Raw genomic sequence first — 6,130 nt, forward strand, 5'->3', positions numbered from 1 at the left:
GCAGTATGTAATAAGCTGCTAAAGCAAGCATTTGCAATTGCAAAATCAGGAACCTATTACCAGGAAAATTATATGTCGAAATTAGCTTAAAAGTACTAGGATTTTACCTTAGTTCTTTGTTGGCAGCTGGCGTTTTACTTTGATTTTCTTATTAAATTGTCGTTTTCGTCCCGGATAGGTTCAAAGGTGTATACGCATGCACAACCTATTTTCCTTTTGCAATTCTCATATGGAATTACATCACTTTTAATAACATCTCTTATTGGGAACTCTTTATTATAAATTTCTTTACAAGCCTCACAATCTTTAGTAGTTGCAACGATAACATTTAATTCTAAATTTGAAGATTCAAACTGTAATTGTAACTTATTTCTATTCAAACACTGTTGAATTTCATTTGCCGCTTTTCCTTCTATTTTTCTTCGTAGATAAAGTATTTCGAAATATATTTCAATGTTTCTTTTGTAGAATCTCTCCAAATCTTTTGATTGCGTAGCATTTTCGTGTAAAAGTGTGTTGAATATATGCCATAGGAAATCATTAATGCTAGTGCTGAACTCAACTTTCCATTCTTCGTAGTAGCTTCGAATATTTTGTTCCTCCATACCAAATTTGTCAAAAAACGGCATATAGTTTTTAATCAGCCATTCTATTGATTTTTCGTTTTTGGTTCTAGGCATTAGTACTTTTTTGGATTATTCTTAGCTTGCTACCAACGGTCCCGGTTACCGCAAGTTGCGGGAGTAGGTGCGCGGACTTGTCGGATTAATTATTTTCTTTTCTGGTTTCTAAAAATACACTTTTTCGAAAATACCCGTTATTTGCGGTGAACCGATGTTGTGCAAAGTTTTATAGATTCTCTAAATTATAATCTGGCACAGAAATCTTTTTTACAAAGATTAATCCATCATACATTTCTGAAATCTTTTTCGGTATTAAATGAAAATCTTTAGGATTATATCCGGGCCCTCCTAAAATTAATTGTTTCTCTTTCTTATTAAAGAAATCAATTTCATCGTCTTGCGATAGTTTATTTATATCTAGAAAAAAGATATTCGCATTCGCTTCAAATAGCGTTTTTGAATATGTTCTATTGAAAGGTTTATCGACCGTGAAAATTTCCCAATGATCTGGTTTGTTTTTTTCCACTACATATCCTAATAAATTGCCTACTCCGAAATCGAATCCTATGCTGTAATAATCATTTTTATATCGTTCTTTTAAATGTGCGCCTAGACTAGTCCAACCGCTTCCGTATGAAATTCTTTCAAGATTGTTTATATGCTCATTATGTGCCCAAATAAATGCTTTCCCGTTTTTGGTAAGGCTATCAATAATATATTCAGCATTTTCAAACATTTTCAAGTCTCGAACATTACTACCATTATTTTGAACATAATAAGTGTAGTCCTTTAAATAGTCTAAAGATCTAACAACATCGTTAGTTTCTTTATCTGAAATACCAGAAGATTTAATCTGAAAATCTAGAATTATATTTTTAATTTTTTGAAGTTCTGGGTTATGTTTATCTGCCCAATCGGATGTAGCGTTGTAGGTAACCCTTTTATTTACGCATCTATCTAATACAGAAAGTAAATTTTCATCAATTGAAATATTTTGCGTTTCTGCAAACTCACGGATTTTTATGTTAATACCTTGAACATTTTGAATATCAATTCCATAAAAACGAATCTGTTCTTCTCTAGGTTTATTCAAATTATAACTTCTCATCCATTTTAAAAGATTCACAACTTCTTGTGTTCTCCATGGAAGAATGCTGAAATTGTCTGCGATAGTACTTATGTCTCCTTTTCCTCCGCCTATCCACTCATTAATTGCCGACTCTGCTGGATAAGATTCTTCCATCAAAAAAGCCTTTACGTTGTTATTGAGGACTAAGTATTTAAAGAATTTTGCTTTTAAATTAAAAAATTCTTTACCGTGATGAGTTGCTTCTCCAAATCCGAATATTTTTGAGTTTTCAAATTTGTCAGGAATACTACCAATGAAATTTTCTGGAGAAGAATCAGGGTTTGAATCTTCAATTTTTATCAAATTTTCGTTTATCCAATTAACTGTTTTTTTGTTTTGAGAAAAACTTGTTGTAGTTATTAGAAATAAAATTACAATTAATAAATATCTCATTTATAGTTCGACTTTTCATTAAAATTTTGCACAACGGTCTCGGTTATCGCCAGTTGGCGGAGTAAGGGACGCGGATTTGTCGGCTTAGTATTGGTTTGTTGGTCAAGTTAATTATTTTCTATGTATCGCTGCCGGCTATTGGCGATTAACCGTTGTTGGCAACTGTTTTTATTTCCTTTGCAACCTCTTTATAGTACCTATTTCTAACACCAAATGCAGTAGGATGATGTATTACCGCAAATGTTTTTTGTTTTTTTGCGATTTTCACCTTAAGATTATTTTTCTCATTAATTATAATTGGATCAATTTCTTTAAAGTTAGTCTCGCTAATTGCTGACCAATAGTTATAATACTCTTTGTTTGAGCTATAGAAAATGACAAACTCAGGTTCCTCCTTAGCTATCAAACCTTTTAATTTATCTCTTCTTAAATCCTGGATTGATTCTTTATAATCCTGTCTGGATTTCAAGTAGCCGTTTGTCCACTCAGAATAATTGAATGTGGATGTTGAAGGAGATGGTAACGGCAAAACTTCAAGTAAACAGTTGTTAGAGTTCTTTCAGCCAAGTTCTGAAGCTTGGTAATTTTTGACGGATGAGGGATCTATATTTTCCTTTTCCTCATAATTTAAGATTAACTTAATTAATCCTTCCCACGTTGCTTGACGCCCACCGTTAAAAAGAAATTCAAAGTTTTTTCCATCGGCATTTCGAATACTTGTGTGGAATTCGTAATTATCTAATAGAATTGGTTTATTTGCTTTTTTCCATTCTTCTAATCTAGAATTTATTTCTTGGAATGTTTCTCCACCTGCTTCTTCCATTCCAATAAACCAATAATCACTTTTCAAGTTCCCATAGCCATAAACCCTTTAATGAATTCTTTTAGTAAATTGATGTCATTAATCATATCTATTTTTTTCAGTATTTAAAATTTTATTAATTGAAGGTGTATCTACCTTTAACTGTTCTAAAATAAATCTTGCATATTCCTTGTTTGATTTTTTAAACTTTTCAAAGTCGTCCGTTAATCCAGTTAGGAATAATCTCTCGTTTACAGTTTGACCTTTCAAATTTGAAGATTTTAATACTGCTTTGTTTACTTTTTCTTGAAGTTTAAACCATTCTAGTTGATGATGAATTCTGGAAATAACTTCAGAATCGGAATCAATGTAATTATCCCTTAGATAAGGATTTGTTTCAACTTTATTATCAAGTTCAGCCTTTTGATTTATTTGAAGATTAAATAGAGCTTGATTAAATCTCAATGTAGGATTCTGCTCTAGATAATTTTTTAATTCTTGTAGAATTTTTTGGTGACTTTTCTTCATTAAAAATTGTTGCCAACGGTCTCGGTTATCGCCAGTTGGCGGAGTAGGGGACGCGGATTTGTCGGCTTAGTATTGGTTTTTTGATCAAGTTAATTATTTTCTTTCTAACGTTGCCGTCTATTGGCGATTAACCGTTGTTGCCCACAGTATATTAGTCTGATAACTCTAATTCTATTGCTAAATGGTTGAACTCGTGGTTTCTTGGATCTTTCGGAATTCTAGTCCAATGACCTTGAAAGAAACTCCACGAATTATTTAAAGTCGAACTCGAAATCATTCCGAATGCTGGCTCATATGATATATCTGTTAATTGTCCCTTCTTGCCCGGTGATATATATGAATATTGAAATTTGTTATCTTCTATAATTAACCACTCTAATCCGACAAAAAGACCCTCTTCTGGAAATTTTATATTCAAATCCGAAAGATTTATTTTAGTGGATCTTTTACCACGGCGTGTTACGCCAATTATATTTTTATGGTATATGTAATCTCCTGGGTTACCAATGCTGTCCTTTTTAAACAATTTTATTAAAAATTTAGCTCTAGGAATATCACTACTGGTAAGGATAGAAATTTCATTTAAAAACGGTGTTTTGGAATATGAATTATTATACTCAAAAAATCGCGCTGTTATCCCAGGTAAATTACCTGCTCCAAAAAATCTCTTAGTTTTCGCTTTGTCGTATTTACCAATACTAGTTTTTCTTTTCTTATTTCTAGAACTATTTAAGTATTCAAGTTTAGGATATGGATCTGATATTGATTCTAATCGTATACTATCTTTTAATAAATCAAATTCAATACGTTGGGTTTGATACCCCATAGCTGAAAAAACAACAATATTTGAGTTGTCAGTCTTGTCTAGTTGATATACTCCATTTCTATCAGATGTGGTTCCAATATTTGTATTCTCAATCCAAATACTTGCAAATGAAATGGACTGATTAGTATCAGAATTAATAATTGTTCCTTGAATTTGAGCAATTGAAAATTGGAAGCTGATGAGTCCAATAATTATAAGTAGCTTTCTTGTCATATATTGTGGGCAACGGTCTCGTTTATCGCCAGTTGGCGGAGTGTGGGACGCGGATTTGTCGGCTTAGTATTGGTTTGTTGACCAAGTTAATTAATTTCTCACTTACGCTACCGCTTATTGGCGATTAACCGTTGTTGCCAATAGTTTTATAACGGCATACTAAATTTGAAGTTAATTTTATCTTTTACGGATGTTACCTCTAATTTGCCATTATGTGCTTTAGCAATTTCAGAAGCTATATATAGCCCTAATCCTAATCCATCTTTTTTAGTTTCTGAATTGGTTGTGGTAAATGGTTTAAAAATATCATTAATGGTGTTTTCGGGAATAGGGTTCGAAAAATTTATAACTTCCAGAACAAACTGATCTTCTGAGTTATTGGCATTTATATAGATAGGAGTAGAGGGAAAACCATGTTTTACAGCATTACTGAGGAGGTTTGATAATAATTGGCTAACTCTGTTAGTATCACAACTTATCTGCTTGTTAAAACTGATAACTGGAATGATTTCATGAGTTGAATCAGTAGTTTCAATTTCTTGTATTACCTGTTTTAATGCGTTTTCTAATTTATCATTACTTTTTTCAAGGTCTAATGATATACCCTGTCCTAATTCACTTTTCGTGAAATCTAAGAGGTTATCAATTAATTCCTGCATTCTAAAGGAACTTGACTTAATTGAACTTACATATTTCTTTGCATCTTCATTAATATCTTTTTGTAATAAAATATCTGCACAGAGCCTTGTACTCATTAAAGGATTACGCAAATCATGCCCAAGAACAGCCATAAAGGTTTCACGAAGTTTTGCATTCTTTTTTTCTTCCTTAAGTATATTTTTCGTGTAATTTAATTCTTCAATAGATTCTAAATGAAATGATATTAATTCAGTATAGAGTTGAAATAAATTTTTGGTTTGGTCATTATCAAGTTTAGCAGGTTCAGGATCAATTGCGCATAATGTGCCAAAGAAACTCCCATTTTTACGATAAATCGGAAATGAGATATAACTTTTGAAACCATATTTGGCTGGTGTATGATGATCACAATAATCTTGGTCCTCCAAAACATTATCAATAACTACGGGATTTGTATGCCGTCTTATTTCATTACAGATTGTAGTTTCCAATTCTAACTCATCTCCCGGTTTTAATCCAAAATTAATATCGTCTTGAGATACACATGTGACCCATTTTGTATCAGTAACTCTTGCTACTGCTGCAAATCTCATTCCTGTAGTTTGACAAATAACGTTAAGCATGGAAGGAATAGAAGAAATATGATTGATGTTTTCTATATCATGTTGAATATCAACGCCTAAATTTTTGTTCATATTAAAACTTTACTTTTTTTTAAAAGTACAAAACAAAACTTAAAATTGTTGGCAACGGTCTCGGTTATCGCCAGTTGGCGGAGTAAGGGATGCGGATTTGTCGGCTTAGTGTTGGTTTGTTGGTCAAGTTAATTATTTTCTTTCTAACATTACCGTCTATTGGCGATGAACCGTCTTAAGTTTAATTTTTCTAAATTTTGATTGTATAAACAGAAAGAACTAAAGAGAGGAATAAGATTAAATGAACCGTGGGAACTCAAAGATTCCGTCAACAATGATAAT

The 6,130-nt window shown here is 32.0% G+C and carries 7 protein-coding genes; all 7 read right to left on the reverse strand.

The window, feature by feature from the left end:
- Positions 1-134 precede the first annotated feature (134 nt).
- The 7 genes from ACNKXS_RS14990 to ACNKXS_RS15020 all read right to left on the reverse strand — a co-directional run bounded on the left by ACNKXS_RS14990 (position 135) and on the right by ACNKXS_RS15020 (position 5,848).
- Positions 135-680: a hypothetical protein gene (locus tag ACNKXS_RS14990; protein WP_417921582.1), complete on the reverse strand. Its 546-nt coding sequence runs from the start codon at positions 678-680 to the stop codon at positions 135-137.
- A 169-nt stretch (positions 681-849) separates the two neighbouring features.
- Positions 850-2,145 (reverse strand): erythromycin esterase family protein, encoded by a 1,296-nt coding sequence (locus tag ACNKXS_RS14995; protein ID WP_417921583.1) that lies wholly within the window; start codon positions 2,143-2,145, stop codon positions 850-852.
- Positions 2,146-2,290: 145 nt separating this feature from the next.
- On the reverse strand, positions 2,291-2,614 hold the full coding sequence (locus ACNKXS_RS15000) for a hypothetical protein (RefSeq protein ID WP_417921584.1): 324 nt from the start codon (positions 2,612-2,614) through the stop codon (positions 2,291-2,293).
- 90 nt (positions 2,615-2,704) lie between these two features.
- Entirely contained in the window at positions 2,705-2,995 is a 291-nt protein-coding gene (locus tag ACNKXS_RS15005) for a hypothetical protein (RefSeq protein ID WP_417921585.1), read from the reverse strand.
- A gap of 51 nt (positions 2,996-3,046) precedes the next feature.
- On the reverse strand, positions 3,047-3,475 hold the full coding sequence (locus tag ACNKXS_RS15010; RefSeq protein WP_417921586.1) for a hypothetical protein: 429 nt from the start codon (positions 3,473-3,475) through the stop codon (positions 3,047-3,049).
- A gap of 151 nt (positions 3,476-3,626) precedes the next feature.
- The gene (locus ACNKXS_RS15015; protein WP_417921587.1) at positions 3,627-4,514 is read right to left on the reverse strand and encodes a carboxypeptidase-like regulatory domain-containing protein; all 888 of its coding nucleotides are present in this window, start codon (positions 4,512-4,514) and stop codon (positions 3,627-3,629) included.
- Positions 4,515-4,660: 146 nt separating this feature from the next.
- Complete coding sequence (locus tag ACNKXS_RS15020) at positions 4,661-5,848, reverse strand: GAF domain-containing sensor histidine kinase (RefSeq protein ID WP_417921588.1); 1,188 nt, start codon at positions 5,846-5,848, stop codon at positions 4,661-4,663.
- Between the last annotated feature and the right edge of the window lie 282 nt (positions 5,849-6,130).

Source organism: Christiangramia marina (genome assembly GCF_048285865.1).
Taxonomy (GTDB): Bacteria; Bacteroidota; Bacteroidia; order Flavobacteriales; family Flavobacteriaceae; genus Christiangramia; species Christiangramia marina.